Raw genomic sequence first — 14,253 nt, 5'->3', positions numbered from 1 at the left:
GCCGTCATAACCGCATCTCCGCAGCCCGATCGGCGGACTGCAAACGATGCTTCGCGACCCGCGAAACCCCACGCCACGGCGCGAACCGGCAATGTCGTTCCGACACGGTCCGGACATGAGCAACGGGATGGGCGCAATGCATTTCGGGCGAGGCTCTACACTTTAACGGCAATTCGGCGCAGACGATCGCAATCGGCGGTTAACAATCCGATATCGCCCTGCTCCTAGATCTGCCATTAGCCTCCCCAATTCTAGCGAATTGACACGTCTTTCTTTCAACCTGCCGTCCGCATTGCCTTTGCCGGCATGAATTTTCTAAGCACGGCCTCGATCATGTCAGGGCTCACGGGCTTCATGATGTGGTCGTCCATGCCCGACGTCTTGCATTGCTGCAGGTCGATATCGAGCGCCTGCGCAGTGACCCCGATGATCGGCGTTTTCTGCCCCCTGGCACTCTCAGCCGACCTTATCGCGACCGTGGCGTCGAAGCCGTTCATGACCGGCATCGAGACATCCATCAGCACCAAAGCGGGCTGCAGCTCGTGCCAGAGTTCGACGGCTTCGCGGCCGTTGGCGGCGATCCGATGCGAGACGCCGAGCCCCTCCAGGATCTGCGTGAATACGAACTGGTTGATCTGGTTGTCTTCGGCAACAAGCACGTCGACTTGCGGTGTCGGCGGCGGCGCGGCGATCCCCTCGCCTTCAAACGACAGCGACCAATCCGGCTGCGGCGTCGGAGAAACCGCCGTCCGCTCGGAGCAGACGCGGAAGATTTCCGCCAGCACCGCGGCGCCGTCCTGCTCAGCCGAAAGCGGGAGGATCGGGCAGTGGCGCCAAGCCGCAGCGATTTGCGGTTTCTCGGAAAATGCCAGGTCGAGCAGCAGGACATCGAGCTTGATGCCGGCGTCCTCGGCCGCACGGGCGAAGGCGCGAAGCTCACCGGCATCGCGAACGGCGCAGGCGTCGAGCCCCGAGCCACGCAGGCGCGCGACGAGCCGGTCTTCCATCGCCCGGTCGGCCGTGGCGACGAGGACACGAAGGCCGCGGGCGGGCAAGGTCTCGATCATCGACCCTGCTTCCACAAGCTGCTGGACGTTCAGCGCCCGGAAGGGATCATAGAAATTCTGCGCCGCTGCGAAGATGCTGTAGTCGCGGATCTGCAGGCCGACCTCGGTCCGGGCCTCACCGCTGCTCTGATGCAGGACGGCGATATCGGTCACGTCGTTCATGCAGGTGACGACGAAGTGGCGGCCGGGCATGCCGACACGGTACTTGCGCGTCAACACCCAGAGGTCACTGCCATCGGCGCGCACGACGTGCTCGGCCTGCGAGTACGGCTTGCCGGTTTCGAGCACCATACGGTCCGACTGTTCGAAGCGTTCGGCAAGCTCGCTTTCGACCAGATCCCAGGCGGAGCGGCCGAGGATGGCATCCTGCTGCAGATCATGGATCAGGCAGAAGGCCTTGTTGACGGCGATATAGTTGAGATTGCGGTCCTTGACGCAGATCGGATTGGGCTGGGCGTCGAGGATCTGCTCGGTGAGCTCGACGCGCTCCAAATCCGTCTGAAGCTGTTCGTCGCGCTTCTTCTGATCGGAAACGTCGCTGATCGACAGGATGCCGATGCCGCTCGACAGGCGGCGCTTGCGCATCGACACCCAGCGCGTCCGGCCGGCGCGCTCGACGCTCTCGTAGCGCTCGCGCCAGTGCAGCGCCATATGCTCGGCGATCCAGTCCTCGCGATTGGTGCGCCGACGGCTGCTTTCCGGAACGGTTCCGGGTCGGACGCCGGTATCGTAGACGGCGCCAAGAAAATCTCGAAGACGCGTGCCGGGCATCAGGATTTCCGCCGGCACCGGGAAATATTGCAGCATCGTGCGGCTGGCAAAGAGAATGGTGTCGTCCCGGCTGCAGACAAGCACGGCGATGCCGAGCGCGTCGCAACTCGACTCCAGAATGATCCGGTTGATGTCCGCGCCGTTCGACGCCCCATCGCTCATTGCACTGTCCTCACTCGCCCACTGCACGCTTCGATCGCCTTCGATCTGAGGAAGCATGCAGCCATTCACAATGCTGCAGCGACCTCGGCGCGCCCAAGGGGACGCGTGGCGCTGTAGCGGCGGTTTCATTTCGGGACATGCTGGGAGGCCTTGGCAGGCGTCTCTTCGCGCGGAGGGAGTACGGCGTCCAGCTACGCCGCAATGCTCGAAAGACAAAACCCGTGGTCATTCAGGTTGTTGTGGAAAATCGCAGCAGAGTGTTAAGGGGCGATTAAACCCTCGCTCATTTTTCCGGGTCGACGACCGCGTGTGTTCGAGGCCGGGGACGAGGTGCCATTCCCCCTTCCGTTTCCCAAGCGAATCCGGGAAAATGGCACATGGCCATCAAGCAGCTTTCAGAAACTCTCATCAACCAGATCGCCGCCGGCGAAGTGATCGAACGCCCCGCCAGCGCCGCCAAGGAGCTGATCGAGAACGCGCTCGACGCGGGCGCCACACGCATCGAAATCGCGACCGCCGGCGGCGGCAAGACGCTGCTGCGCGTGACTGACAACGGCTCGGGCATGACGCCGAACGACCTCGAACTTGCGGTCCGCCGTCACTGCACGTCAAAGCTCGACGACAGCCTGTTCGACATCCGCACGCTCGGCTTTCGCGGCGAGGCGCTGCCTTCGATCGGCTCGGTCGCCCGTCTGTCGATCACGACGCGCACGGCCGGCGCCAGCGAAGGCGCGGTCATCGCCGTCACAGGCGGCAAGACCGACCCGGTTCGCCCTTCGCCCGCCAATACCGGCACGGTCGTGGAGGTCCGCGATCTCTTCTTCGCGACGCCGGCGCGGCTGAAGTTCATGAAGTCCGAGAAGGCGGAAGCGGCCGCGATCTCCGAGATCGTACGCCGCATGGCGATTGCCTTCCCGGCGGTGCGCTTCGTGCTCTCGGGCAGCGACCGCTCGACGCTCGAATTCCCGGCAACCGGTGACGACCGCCTGGCGCGCATGGCCCAGGTGCTCGGCAGGGATTTCCGCGACAACGCGATCGAGATCGATGCAGAGCGCGAAGACGTGGGTCTCACCGGCTTTGCCGGCGTGCCGACCTACAATCGCGGCAACTCCCTGCAGCAATATGTCTTCGTCAACGGCCGCCCGGTGCAGGACAAATTGTTGCTGTCGGCGATCCGCGCCGCCTATTCCGAGACGATCCCGAGCGGCCGCTACCCGGTTGCGGTGCTGTCGATCACGCTTGATCCGGCGCTGGTCGACGTCAACGTGCATCCGGCGAAGTCCGACGTGCGCTTCCGTGACCCGGGCCTCATCCGCGGGCTGATCATCGGCGCGATCCGCGAGGCACTGACGCGCGAAGGCGATCGGGCGGCAACCACCGGGGCACGCGGCATGATGCAGGCCTTCCGGGCCGGGGCCTATCGCCCGCAACCCTGGACCCCCGAGACATCCCCGTCCCGACCGGCCCAATTCGATGCCATGCTGCGTGGCCTCGGCGAAGCGCCGCAGGCGAGCTTCGCCGCCTTCGCGGCACCATCGGCACGCACGGCCGTCCCGACCGAGGCGCTGGTATCGCAACCGGATGCGCCGACACCAGCGCCGCAATCCTTCCCGCTCGGCGCGGTACGGGCGCAGCTCCACGAAAACTACATCGTCGCCCAGACGAATGACGGTCTCGTCATCGTCGACCAGCATGCCGCCCATGAGCGGCTGGTGTTCGAGGCGATGCGAACCGCCCTGCATTCGCGACCCGTCGCGGCGCAGGCGCTGCTGATCCCGGAGATCGTCGATCTGGCTGAGGACGATTGCGACCGGTTGATGGCCCATGCGGCGGAGTTCGCGCGCCTTGGTCTTGCCATCGAGCGCTTCGGTCCGGGTGCCATCGCCGTGCGCGAGACGCCGGCGATGCTCGGCGAAATGGACGCCGTCGGCCTGGTACGCCAGCTTGCCGACGAGCTTGCCGAATGGGACACCGCCAACGGCCTCACAAGCCGGCTCGAATATCTTGCGGCGACGATGGCCTGTCATGGATCGGTCCGCTCCGGCCGACGCATGCGCACCGAGGAAATGAACGCTTTGCTGCGGCAGATGGAGGCAACGCCCGGCTCCGGTCAATGCAACCATGGGCGGCCGACCTATATCGAGCTCAAGCTTTCCGATATTGAACGGCTGTTCGGACGAAGCTGATCGCGCGCGGCCGCGAAATGCGGCTGGCATTTTGCCTGATGGCGAGCTAGACCAGAGAACAGACCACAGGACGTTACAGGCAACGAACATGATGAACCGGTTTGAAGGAAGTACGTCGCGCGAGGCGAAGATCCGTTATCTCGACGGCGACTTTCAGATCGTCCTCGCCGGCTCGCATGTGATCTGCGCGATGACCGGCAGAACCATTCCCGTCGACGAGTTGCGCTACTGGAGCGTCGCCCGGCAGGAAGCCTATGTCGATGCGGAAGCCTCCGTCGAGGCGGAAAAACGCGCCGGCGCATTGCCGAACCAGCGCCGCTAAGGCGACGTCCCCAGGTCTCTTCCCCGGATACAAATAACCGTTACTTGCCTGCACCTTCGCGCAACTTGCGGGCGCGTGCGGCGACAAGCGCCGTCTCGATGATTTTTGACGGCGCCATGGGATCGTCGAAACGCACGTCGATCTCGATCACTCGGCTGGCCGCGGCCAGCTCGGCCGCGCGGCCATGGCCGGGCTCGAGCCGAACCATGTCCTTGGCGGTGGTGACCAACGTGCAGCCCAAGGCCGTCGCCCGATCGAGCAGATCGGCGATCTCGTCATCGGAAAAATGATGGTGATCCGGAAAGCTGCGGGTTTCCTCGACGATGGCACCGGTCTCACGCACCGTGCGATAGAATTTTTCCGGATCGGCGATACCGGCCCAGGCGAGGACCTTGACGCCCTTCAGCGACCCTTCGTCGAGCCTCACCACATCGGCCTCGTAGATCTGCTTGCCGGCGCGGGCCGCACGGCGGATCAGGGCATCGGCCTCCGTGCCGTCGCCGATCTTCAGAAGTGCCGTTGCATGGCGCAACTGAATGGGAAGCGGCGCCCGCACAGGACCGGCCGGCACCAGATAGCCATTGCCGATGCCGCGGCGCGAGTCGATCACCAGAAGCGCAAAGTCGAAGGCGAGACGCGCGCTCTGAAAACCGTCGTCCATGATGATGATATCGGCACCTTCCTTCACCAGGCGGCGGGCGCCATCGACACGGCGGCGGCAGACGACGGTCAACGCCTCGCGCGCCAGAAGCAACGGCTCGTCGCCGACGTCGCGGGCGCGGTGATGCTCAATGTCCACGATCGTGGTCACGTCGAGAGAGCCGCCATAGCCGCGGCTCAAGAAGCCGGGCTTCAGTCCTTTCTGACGGATGACGCGGGCAAGGGCGATCGCCGTCGGCGTCTTGCCGGCACCGCCGACGGTGAAGTTGCCGATGCAGATGATCGGCACGGGAACCGATGCACGGTGGGCGCGGTCCATGCGCATGCCGGCAATCCGCCCGTAGAGCCATGAAAACGGCCACAAGGCGCGGGCACGCCAATCCGCCTTGGTCCACCAGAATGGCGGCGCTTCCGATACCATCTTCCTTCCGTGGCCCCCAGCCGGTGTCGTCCATCCGCTTTGGGAGGACGCATGTCTTCTTGCCGTCGCAAGCCGACGGATTGCCCAAAAAACGTCAGAACGTGAAAAAACGCAAGCTATGGATACGATTGCGGCCGGGTTCAGCTGGCCCGCTTCACGCGTTTCCTGGGTTTGCGCCTGCTGCATAATTCCTTAAATCGGAATCGATTTAAGAACAAAATTATGCAGCAGCTCAAAGCGTTACGACCTTAGCGCGTTCACAGACGCGCGGCGCTGTAGAGGACGGCCTCAAGCTCGGTGATGTCGGCGAGGCAATGGTCCGAGGCTGCAGCGAGCGATTGGCGTGAACCGGTCCCGGTCAGCACCGCGACCGTCATGCCGACACCGGCACTGCGGCCCATGTGCATGTCGTGATTGTTGTCGCCGACGACAACGACCTGATGCGGCTCTAAACCCGTTGCGGCGCAAAAGCCGAGCACCATGCCGGGCTCCGGCTTGACGCCGTAGCCGCTGTCATAACCCGCCACATAATGCAGGTATCCATCAAAGCCGAAGCGCCTCGCGGTCTCGCGGATCGATTTTTCGTTGTCGCTGGAGGCGACGCCAAGACGATAGCCCTTGGCATGCAGGCCGGCGAAGAAGGTGCCAAGGTCGGTGACCGGGACGGCATATTCCGCCGAGCGCGCGAACAGGCTGTCGAACAGGGTCGTCAGATCCTCCACCGTGAAAGGCGCGCCCGCGCCCACGAAACCGGTCGCGATCTCGATCGTGTTGCCGGCGGCAAGAAGGCTGTCGGGCAACACATGGCCGGTATCGGCATCCATGCCGCCCGCTTTCAGCAACGTGCGGGCCAGCACCTCGTCGCCCTTGGCCGCGATCCGCGCCAGCTCATAGTTCACCGGCACCCAGCTCTTGGCATAGTCGAGCAGGGTTCCATCCTTGTCGAACAGGATACCGGCGATGGCTTTGGATGCAGTCATGATGAGAGGTCGCCTCCTGCTTGTGTCAGCTTTCGGTCGGGGGATTGAGCCGCGCCTTGACGATGAGCGGATTGATGTAGGGTTCGAGCCCCTTCATCGTCGCCGACAGAGCGCCACGCATTTCTTGCACGGTTTCGAGGCCGGCATCGATCATCGAGCGACGCATGTCGTCGTTGGCGAGCAGATAGTTGACGCCCTTCGCCAGCATCTCGACGTCGCGGACGATCTTGGCGCTGCCGTTCTTCGCCAGCGTCTGATAGGTCTCGCGAAAATTCTGGACATTGCCGCCGGACAGGATCGCGCAGCCGAGCATCGCCGGCTCCAGCGGATTCTGGCCGCCTTCGGCAAAGAGCGAGCGGCCGACAAAGGCGACTTCGGTCAGGCGGAGATAGAGGCCCATTTCGCCGATGGTGTCACCGAGGAAGATATCGACATCCGGCGTCAGCGGCTCGCGTCGCGTGCGGCGCGCGACCTTCAGGCCCTTGGCCGTCAGCGCCGCCTCAATCGCATCGCTACGCTCGGGATGGCGCGGCACGACGATCGTCAGGAGGCCGGTCCGTTCCTTCAGCGCGCGATGCACGACGCCGGCAGCGTTCTCCTCGCCGTCGAAGGTCGAGATCGCGGCCCAGGTCTTGCGCGTGCCGATCTGCTGCTCGTACTCCCGCAGCGCCTGCGGGTCGTGCGGCGGCGCGTCGGTATCGACCTTCAGGTTGCCGGAGACCATGACCGGCAGGGCACCGAGCGTGCGGAAGCGTTCCGCGTCGACATCGGACTGGGCGATGACCAGCGCCAGGTTTTCAAACAGCGCGTCGGCCAGCCCCGGCCGCCGCTTCCAGCGGGCGAAGGTGCGATCGGACAGGCGGCCGTTCACCAGAACCTGCGGAATATGGCGCCGGCCGAGCTCCAGGATGGTCATCGGCCAGATTTCGGACTCGGCGATGATTGCGAGATCCGGCTCCCAATAGTTCAGGAACCGGCTGACCGCCGGCTTGAAATCGAGCGGCACATACTGGTGGATGACGCTCGTTCCCAGGCGCTGGGCGACGACACGTGCCGAGGTCATCGTTCCCGTCGTCAGCACGACGTTGATGCCGCGCCGACGGATTTCCTTGATCAGCGGGATGACCGCATTGGTCTCGCCGACGCTGGCGGCGTGAAACCAGACGAGCGGCCCCTGCGGTCGTGGTGCGCTGGCATGGCCGTAGCGCTCGCGACGGCGCGCCGGGTCCTCCTTGCCCTTCGCCGCGCGAATGGCAAGGTAGGACCAAACAAGGGGATAGATGGCCGAGCCGATCCAGCGGTAGCTGGAGAGCGCCAGGCGCGCGCGAAAGCCGCTCATGACGAGACACCTTCCTCAGCCGTCTCGGCCGGGAGAAATTCAGGGGCGACTGGCATGCGGGTTTGCGCCGCGCATCCCCACCTCATCGGCATCAGCCGTTTTCCGGGTCGAGCAGACGATGCATGTGGACGATGAAATAACGCATGTGAGCGTTGTCGACGGTCATCTGCGCCTTGGATTTCCAGGCGGCAAGCGCGCTTTCATAGTCCGGATAGATGCCGACGATATCGAGCTTGTCCAGGTCGCGGAAATGGACGTCCGTCAGCGTGGTGAGTTCACCGCCAAAGACGAGGTGCAGACGTTGTTTCTTCTCGGATTCGTGAGCCATCGGAATTCCATTTTTTATTTTTGGGTGTGGGCGTTGATTTGAGGCATTCGGCCCCAAAGGTCAATGGGGCTCCATCGACCGCGATGCGGCGATCAAGCCCGGCAAGAGCGGCTTTGCCGCCGCGCAAAGCACCCCGTGAACGACGGTGGAACGATTGTAGGACAAGGGCCGATCGTCGAGATCGACGAGCGCGCCGCCTGCCCGGGCAAGGATGAGGTCGGCAGCAGCCAAATCCCAATCATGGGAATTCTTCTTCACCAGCGTACCGTCGATCCGCCCGTCGGCAACCATGGCCAGCCGATAGGCAAGCGACGGCACATGCGGCACGCGCGCGACGGTGTCGCGGTAGGGGGGCGGAAGTTTGCCGACCGTGTCTTCGGCAGCCGCCAGATGCAGCATTTCCCCGGACTTTGCCTCACGCACCGAGATCGCGGCACCGTTCTTCAGCGCGCCGCCGCCGGCGACCGCCTCGAAGAGTTCGTCAAGCGCCGGGGCATAGAGGACGCCGGCGACGGGCTGTCCCCGATGGACGACGGCGACACTGACGCACCAAAGCTCCTTGCCGGCGATGAAGGCACGCGTGCCATCGATCGGGTCTACGACGAAGACCGTTTCGCGGATCAGGCGGCTGGAGTCATCGTCGGTCTCTTCCGACAGCCAGCCATAGCCCGGCCTCGCCGCAAGCAGCCGCGTCTTCAGTACATCGTTGGCCGCGAGATCCGCTTCGCTGACCGGCGAGCGGCCCTCGTTCTTCCAGCGGACATCGGGCGCTTTGCGAAAATAACCGAGTGCCGTTTCGCCGGCGAGGACCGCGGCGGCGCGGATCAACTCGAGATCCGGCTTCCAATCCGCGCCCAATGGTGCTGTGTCAGACATTCAAAACCTCGTCAGCCCGCCTCTCCATACCATGAGGCGGGATCGGCGCGGAGCACCCGCACCGTTTTTCCCTCGGCTTCCAGATCAGTTCAGTGAACCAATGTGCTGATCCAGCCATTTGTGACGCAACTGCACGGCGCTCTAGAGACCCGCGAGCGTCATGCCCTCGATGGCAAGTGTCGGCGCCGCAACACCGAATTTGCGATCGATGTCGTCTGCGGGCGTCAACGCCATGAACATGTCCTTGAGATTGGACGCAATCGTGACCTCGGAGACGGCAAACGAGAGTTCGCCGTTCTCGATCCAGAAGCCGGAAGCGCCACGGCTGTATTCGCCGGTGACCATGTTCACGCCCTGGCCGATCAGTTCGGTGACGTAGAAGCCGGTGCCGACATCCCGGATCAGGTCCTCACGCGAGATCGAACCCGGCTCGAGCGCCAGATTGGTCGAGGCCGGATTGACCGTCGGGCCGCCGCGCACACCGCGGCCGTTGGTCCTGAGGCCGAGTTCGGCGGCGGCCGATGTCGACAGGAACCAGTGCTTGAGCACACCATCCTCGACCATCGCGAGCTTCGAGCCGCTGACGCCCTCTCCGTCGAAGGGGCGCGAGGAGGCGCCGCGCACGATCAGCGGATCGTCGGTGACGGAAAAGCCGGCCTTCATCACCTGCTTGCCCATCCGGTCACGCAGGAAGCTCGTCTTGCGGGCGACCGACGCACCGTTGATGGCGCCTGCCAGATGGCCGACGAAGCCGCGCGCCATGCGCGGATCGAATACGACGGTGACATTCTTGGCCGTCGGCACCTGGCGCGGATTGAGGCGTGCCACCGCGCGCTCGCCGGCAAGCCGGCCGATCTCTTCGGCCGGCCGCAGATCGCCGACATAGAGGCGGCTGTCGAAATCGTAGTCACGCTCCATCTTCGTGCCTTCGCCGGCGATCGCGCTGACGGAGCAACCGAAACGCGTCGCCATGTAGGAACCGGAGAAGCCATGCGAGGTGACGAGCACCAGACCACCCATGCCGGCCGAGGCGCCGGCGCCGCTGGAATTAGTGACGCCCGAGACCGCAAGTGCCGCCTCTTCGGCGGCCAGCGCCGCCTCCGTCAGCGATTCCGTGGAAACCGGGGTCGGGTCGAAGAGATCGAGGTCCGGATAGGACTTTGCCAGTTGGTCCACATCGGCGAGCGAGGCAAAGGGATCCTCCGGCGAGGCCTTGGCCATGGCGACGGCGCGCTCGGCAAGCAGCTTCAGATCAAAGCCCGGATTGGCCGACACGCTGGCGACGCGCCGCCCGACGAAAACGCGAAGAGAGAAATCATCGCTTTCGGAGGCTTCCGTCGCTTCGACCTTGCCGACGCGTACGGAGACGGAACGGGAGCGCCCGCGCACCACCACCGCATCCGCCGCATCCGCGCCGGCCTTGCGGGCGAGGTCCACGAGTTCCGAGGCGCGTTTTTCGAGGTCGGCAGAATTGATCGTGTCTGACATGATGTAGCCTTTCATTCCTGCCCCATTTATTGTGCAGTGACGCAGGCATCAAGGGCATCGGCCTGATTCCCGCCCATACACCGCAAATGACCGCTCTCGAAAGCTCCCTCATCGGGGGGCCGGGTGCCCCAATAGTGAAAGCCGCAGGCATGGCAACGACACCGATCATCTATTCTCAAGCGCTGATGCTGCTTGGCGGCGCAGTGGTGGCCGCACCAATCTTCAAGCGGCTCGGCCTCGGCACCATCCTCGGCTATCTCTGCGCCGGCGTGCTCATCGGTCCGGTCGCCCAAAGCATCACCGCGGGCGAGCAGATCCTGCATGTCTCGGAACTCGGCGTCGTGTTCCTGTTGTTCATCATCGGCCTCGAACTGAAACCGTCGCGCCTCTGGCAGATGCGGCGCGATATCTTCGGCCTCGGCACGGCGCAGGTGGTACTGACCGGCATCGTGCTCTCTTCCATCATCTATGCCTTCGGGCTCCTCGGCCAGGGTGGCAGCATCATTGCCGGCTTCGGCCTGGCCCTGTCGTCAACTGCCTTTGCGATGCAGATCCTCGACGAAGGCAACGACCGCAACACGCGCTACGGGCAGCGATCGTTCTCCATCCTTCTGTTGCAGGATCTGGCGATCGTGCCGCTGCTGGCGCTGATCCCGCTTCTGGCGGCGCAGGCGCCCGAGGATACGACGCCGCCACTCGAGGATTTCGCAATCGCCACCACCGCGATCGTCGTTCTCTTCGCTGCCGGCCGCTACCTCGTGAATCCCCTGTTCCAGATCATCGGCCGCACGGGCGCCCGCGACGTCATGATCGCAGCCGCCCTGCTCGTCGTCATGGGCGCGGCAACCATAATGCAGCTCGCCGGACTTTCGATGGCCATGGGTGCCTTCCTCGCGGGCGTGCTGCTGGCGGAATCCTCCTATCGCCATGAACTCGAAGCGGATATCGAACCGTTTCGCGGTATCCTGCAGGCACTCTTCTTCATGGCCGTCGGCCTGTCGCTGGAACTCGGCGTCATCGTCGAGCGCTACCAGTTGATCATCGTTGCCGTGCCGCTCTTGATGGCGTTGAAGAGCCTGGTGCTCTACTGGCTCTGCCGGCTCACCGGAACGCACCACAACGACGCGGTGCGCATCAGCCTGCTCCTGCCGCAGGGCGGCGAATTCGGCTTCGTGCTGTTCACGGCGGCAGCCAGCGCCGGTGTCTTCTCCGACGGCGACGCCTCGCTGCTGGTCGCGATCGTCACGCTGTCGATGGCGCTGACGCCGCTGGCTTCGATGCTGGCGCCGAAGCTGATGCGCGAGCAGGACGAACTGGACGAGGAGATCGACGAAGACTTCGAGGGCGCCGGCGCCGACGTGTTGATGATCGGCTTCTCCCGCTTCGGCCAGATCGCCGCGCAGATCCTGCTCGCCGGCGGCCGCGACGTGACGATCATCGACCATTCCGCCGCCCGCGTGCGCCAGGCCGCGACCTTCGGCTTCCGCATTTACTTCGGCGACGGCAATCGGCTCGACGTGCTGCGCGCCGCCGGCATCGAGCGGGCAAAGATCGTCGCCGTCTGCACCCAGAAGAAGGAAACGACCGACCACATCATCGACCTCGTGCAATCGGAATATCCAAACGCCCGCATCTTCGCCCGCTCCTACGACCGGCTGCATACGCTGGAACTGCGCGCCAAGGGCGTCGACTACGAACTGCGCGAAACCTTCGAGTCCGGCCTCTTGTTCGGCCGCAAGTCGCTGGAGGCGCTTGGGGTTGGTGACGACGAAGCGATCGCGATCATGGACGATATCCGCAAGCGCGACGAGGCACGTCTCGTGCTGCAGGAGGCCGAAGGCATCACTGCCGGTCGCGACATGCTGCATTCGCGTCCCGTCAGGCCGGAACCGCTGGTCAAGCCGAAGCGCGAGGTCGATCACTCCCAGGAGACGGGCGAACGGATCCTGCCGGGGCTTCCTGCGGACGAGCGCGAGAGCGCGTAGCCTCGCCTGCAGCGACCCTGCTGGCCGTCAATCGGCGGAGCTCACTTGCGCTTCGGCGCGCATCCGTTCGTCAAGGGCCCGTTTCAACTGGTCCTTGATCGCGACGGTTCCGTTCAGCACGTCCTGGGCCCGCAGGAAATCCATCACCCGGTAGCGGCCGACATCGGGGCGCAGCAGGATATCCGGCGCGCCCTCCTTGAGCTTCATCGCGATGATCGACTGCATCATCAGCTGGCTCGCGCCGAACAGGCTGTCGATGCGGCTCGGGATCGTCCTGCCATCGCCATCAGGACCACCGACGACATCGACGGCGATGACGATGTCGGCCAGGCCGCGCAGATGATCGAAGGGGATAGGGTTGTAGATACCGCCGTCGATCATCACGCGCCCGCCGATCTTCACCGGGATGAAGATCGCAGGCAGGGCGGCGGAGGCCGCCAGCGCCTGCCACAGATCACCCTTTTCACAGATATGCTCGGTCTGGCCGTAATAATCGGTGGCGACCACCTTGAGCGGAATGCCGAGATCCGAGAACTTCGGCGGAATGGCCTCCGGCAGAAAGGCCCTGAGAACGCGCTCGACATTGAATTGCCCGAAGCGAAAACCGTTCGCCATCGCCTCGGAAAGGCTCGACGGCCGCATCTGCCAGAGCCGATTGACGACCTCGCGGCGATGGCCGACGGTCGCAAGCGTGTGCGCCCTGATCTCTTCCCCGCGCATACCAGCGGCCATGCCGGCGCCCATGATCGCACCGATCGAGGAGCCGGCGATCGCCACCGGGCGAATGCCCAGCTCATCCAGCGTTTCGATGACGTGAATATGCGCGAGCCCCCGTGCGCCACCGCCACCCAGCGCCAGCGCGACGGTCGGTTGGCTGGACGCCTGCGCGGCCTCCTTCGTCATCGAAAGATCCTGCTTCATCGGCATGTCCTCCGCTTCTGCATCTTTCCCTAAGTCGAAATCGATTTGAGGGCAAAATTATGCAGCAGACCTGAACGTTACAGCGACCATGGGCGTCTCAGAAGACGCCCGGCGCTATAAGCGGGATAAGGGAACTCGCATGGTCTGCGACAGCCTATCTTCGCAAGGAAATCGAAAATATGACGGTCAGGCGCCGCGGAAGCGGTAGAAATGCATGCGGGTATCGCCGAAGACCCTGACGTCGAGCCGCTCGAAGACGGCGGCAGGCGCCGGCTGGACGTCCGCCCGCTCTTCGAGGATCACCAAGGCATTAGGGACCAGCCAGTTGCCGGCGGCGGCGGATTCCAGCGCCTTCTCGCCGAGGCTCCTCGCATAGGGCGGATCGGCGAAGACGAGATGGAACGGCTCCATCGTACCGACGGCGCCGAGGTTCGTGGCATCACGCCGGAACACCTTTGCCCGTCCCTGCAGGCCGAGCGTCTCGATGTTCGTCTGCAGCAGTCCCCTGCCCTCGACGCCCTGCTCGACGAAGAGTGCCTGACGGCACCCCCGTGAGAGGGCCTCGAAGCCAACGGCGCCGGTGCCCGCGAAAAGGTCGAGCACACGGGTGCCGTCGAGCGCTTCCGGATAGGAATGGCTCAGGATGTTGAACAGGCTTTCGCGCGTCCGGTCCGTGGTCGGGCGGATATCGTTGGACTTGGGCGTGGCCAGGCTGCGGCCACGAAACTCTCCACCGACGATACGCAC

At 64.3% G+C, this 14,253-nt stretch carries 12 protein-coding genes; 3 read left to right on the top strand and 9 right to left on the bottom strand.

The features are described 5' to 3' along the window. Nucleotides 1-275: 275 nt before the first annotated feature. On the bottom strand, nucleotides 276-2,000 hold the full coding sequence (locus AC1Z3V_RS21120) for a response regulator (protein WP_483501506.1): 1,725 nt from the start codon (nucleotides 1,998-2,000) through the stop codon (nucleotides 276-278). Between the two features lie 377 nt (nucleotides 2,001-2,377). Here AC1Z3V_RS21120 and mutL point away from each other — a divergent pair, with 377 nt between their 5' ends. Both mutL and AC1Z3V_RS21110 read left to right on the top strand, forming a co-directional pair. Further along, nucleotides 2,378-4,186 carry a DNA mismatch repair endonuclease MutL gene (gene mutL / locus AC1Z3V_RS21115; RefSeq protein ID WP_483501505.1) on the top strand — a complete coding sequence of 603 codons (1,809 nt, stop codon included), beginning with the start codon at nucleotides 2,378-2,380 and terminating at the stop codon, nucleotides 4,184-4,186. Nucleotides 4,187-4,274: 88 nt separating this feature from the next. After that, nucleotides 4,275-4,508 (top strand): DUF2093 domain-containing protein, encoded by a 234-nt coding sequence (locus tag AC1Z3V_RS21110; protein WP_173515743.1) that lies wholly within the window; start codon nucleotides 4,275-4,277, stop codon nucleotides 4,506-4,508. 40 nt (nucleotides 4,509-4,548) lie between these two features. Here the strand turns inward: AC1Z3V_RS21110 and lpxK are convergent, their stop codons facing one another. The 6 genes from lpxK to AC1Z3V_RS21080 all read right to left on the bottom strand — a co-directional run bounded on the left by lpxK (nucleotide 4,549) and on the right by AC1Z3V_RS21080 (nucleotide 10,600). After that, nucleotides 4,549-5,589, bottom strand: coding sequence for a tetraacyldisaccharide 4'-kinase (gene lpxK, locus AC1Z3V_RS21105; protein ID WP_483501504.1), 1,041 nt, complete (start codon nucleotides 5,587-5,589; stop codon nucleotides 4,549-4,551). A 257-nt stretch (nucleotides 5,590-5,846) separates the two neighbouring features. After that, nucleotides 5,847-6,569 (bottom strand): HAD family hydrolase, encoded by a 723-nt coding sequence (locus tag AC1Z3V_RS21100; RefSeq protein WP_483501503.1) that lies wholly within the window; start codon nucleotides 6,567-6,569, stop codon nucleotides 5,847-5,849. A gap of 25 nt (nucleotides 6,570-6,594) precedes the next feature. Then, nucleotides 6,595-7,908, bottom strand: coding sequence for a lipid IV(A) 3-deoxy-D-manno-octulosonic acid transferase (waaA, locus tag AC1Z3V_RS21095; RefSeq protein ID WP_483501502.1), 1,314 nt, complete (start codon nucleotides 7,906-7,908; stop codon nucleotides 6,595-6,597). Between the two features lie 91 nt (nucleotides 7,909-7,999). Further along, nucleotides 8,000-8,236: a DUF4170 domain-containing protein gene (locus AC1Z3V_RS21090; protein ID WP_173515739.1), complete on the bottom strand. Its 237-nt coding sequence runs from the start codon at nucleotides 8,234-8,236 to the stop codon at nucleotides 8,000-8,002. Between the two features lie 60 nt (nucleotides 8,237-8,296). Further along, nucleotides 8,297-9,112: a 3'(2'),5'-bisphosphate nucleotidase CysQ gene (locus AC1Z3V_RS21085; RefSeq protein WP_483501501.1), complete on the bottom strand. Its 816-nt coding sequence runs from the start codon at nucleotides 9,110-9,112 to the stop codon at nucleotides 8,297-8,299. 141 nt (nucleotides 9,113-9,253) lie between these two features. After that, nucleotides 9,254-10,600 carry a TldD/PmbA family protein gene (locus tag AC1Z3V_RS21080; protein ID WP_483501499.1) on the bottom strand — a complete coding sequence of 449 codons (1,347 nt, stop codon included), beginning with the start codon at nucleotides 10,598-10,600 and terminating at the stop codon, nucleotides 9,254-9,256. Nucleotides 10,601-10,749: 149 nt separating this feature from the next. Here AC1Z3V_RS21080 and AC1Z3V_RS21075 point away from each other — a divergent pair, with 149 nt between their 5' ends. Next, nucleotides 10,750-12,585: a monovalent cation:proton antiporter-2 (CPA2) family protein gene (locus AC1Z3V_RS21075; protein ID WP_429812220.1), complete on the top strand. Its 1,836-nt coding sequence runs from the start codon at nucleotides 10,750-10,752 to the stop codon at nucleotides 12,583-12,585. A 27-nt stretch (nucleotides 12,586-12,612) separates the two neighbouring features. Here AC1Z3V_RS21075 and AC1Z3V_RS21070 read toward each other — a convergent pair whose 3' ends face one another. Both AC1Z3V_RS21070 and rsmD read right to left on the bottom strand, forming a co-directional pair. After that, a complete protein-coding gene (locus AC1Z3V_RS21070) occupies nucleotides 12,613-13,506 on the bottom strand; it encodes a patatin-like phospholipase family protein (protein ID WP_483501497.1) in 894 nt (297 codons plus the stop codon). A 186-nt stretch (nucleotides 13,507-13,692) separates the two neighbouring features. Further along, on the bottom strand, nucleotides 13,693-14,253 hold the full coding sequence (gene rsmD, locus AC1Z3V_RS21065) for a 16S rRNA (guanine(966)-N(2))-methyltransferase RsmD (RefSeq protein ID WP_483501496.1): 561 nt from the start codon (nucleotides 14,251-14,253) through the stop codon (nucleotides 13,693-13,695).

This window comes from Ensifer sp. 38_S197 (assembly GCF_056924495.1).
This window is presented reverse-complemented; position numbering and strand designations above follow the sequence as displayed.

What these genes read in the sequence shown, in the direction of transcription:
- AC1Z3V_RS21120 (WP_483501506.1), bottom strand. Translation starts at nt 2,000, where the DNA reads ATGAGCGATGGGGCGTCGAACGGCGCGGACATCAACCGGATCATTCTG.
- mutL (WP_483501505.1), top strand. Translation starts at nt 2,378, where the DNA reads ATGGCCATCAAGCAGCTTTCAGAAACTCTCATCAACCAGATCGCCGCC.
- AC1Z3V_RS21110 (WP_173515743.1), top strand. Translation starts at nt 4,275, where the DNA reads ATGATGAACCGGTTTGAAGGAAGTACGTCGCGCGAGGCGAAGATCCGT.
- lpxK (WP_483501504.1), bottom strand. Translation starts at nt 5,589, where the DNA reads ATGGTATCGGAAGCGCCGCCATTCTGGTGGACCAAGGCGGATTGGCGT.
- AC1Z3V_RS21100 (WP_483501503.1), bottom strand. Translation starts at nt 6,569, where the DNA reads ATGACTGCATCCAAAGCCATCGCCGGTATCCTGTTCGACAAGGATGGA.
- waaA (WP_483501502.1), bottom strand. Translation starts at nt 7,908, where the DNA reads ATGAGCGGCTTTCGCGCGCGCCTGGCGCTCTCCAGCTACCGCTGGATC.
- AC1Z3V_RS21090 (WP_173515739.1), bottom strand. Translation starts at nt 8,236, where the DNA reads ATGGCTCACGAATCCGAGAAGAAACAACGTCTGCACCTCGTCTTTGGC.
- AC1Z3V_RS21085 (WP_483501501.1), bottom strand. Translation starts at nt 9,112, where the DNA reads ATGTCTGACACAGCACCATTGGGCGCGGATTGGAAGCCGGATCTCGAG.
- AC1Z3V_RS21080 (WP_483501499.1), bottom strand. Translation starts at nt 10,600, where the DNA reads ATGTCAGACACGATCAATTCTGCCGACCTCGAAAAACGCGCCTCGGAA.
- AC1Z3V_RS21075 (WP_429812220.1), top strand. Translation starts at nt 10,750, where the DNA reads ATGGCAACGACACCGATCATCTATTCTCAAGCGCTGATGCTGCTTGGC.
- AC1Z3V_RS21070 (WP_483501497.1), bottom strand. Translation starts at nt 13,506, where the DNA reads ATGAAGCAGGATCTTTCGATGACGAAGGAGGCCGCGCAGGCGTCCAGC.